Origin of the sequence: Rugamonas apoptosis (genome assembly GCF_014042355.1) — a bacterium.
Classification (GTDB): Bacteria; Pseudomonadota; Gammaproteobacteria; order Burkholderiales; family Burkholderiaceae_D; genus Rugamonas; species Rugamonas apoptosis.
On the sequence record NZ_JACEZU010000083.1, the window covers coordinates 1 to 248 of the forward strand.

Annotated in this window: 1 rRNA gene; it reads left to right on the forward strand. The window is 48.0% G+C overall.

The features are described from left to right. Window positions 1-95, forward strand: a 23S ribosomal RNA gene (locus tag H3H39_RS28685); the annotation flags it as partial. Between the last annotated feature and the right edge of the window lie 153 nt (window positions 96-248).

The following is a 248-nucleotide window of genomic DNA, read 5'->3' on the forward strand; positions in this document are numbered from 1 at the left end:
AGGGTCGTTCGAGACCAGGACGTTGATAGGTCAGGTGTGGAAGTGCAGTAATGCATTAAGCTAACTGATACTAATTGCCCGTACGGCTTGTCCCTATAACCTTAGCAGGTTGTGGTGAATAAGAAGTGCGTTGTAACGTTCGTTGATACAACTTCATTACCCCAGTCTTTACTCCTTCTTCCAGATTCCGGGCGACGCGCATGAGCGCGCAGCCCATACAAGTCAAAGCTTGATGACCATAGCAAGTT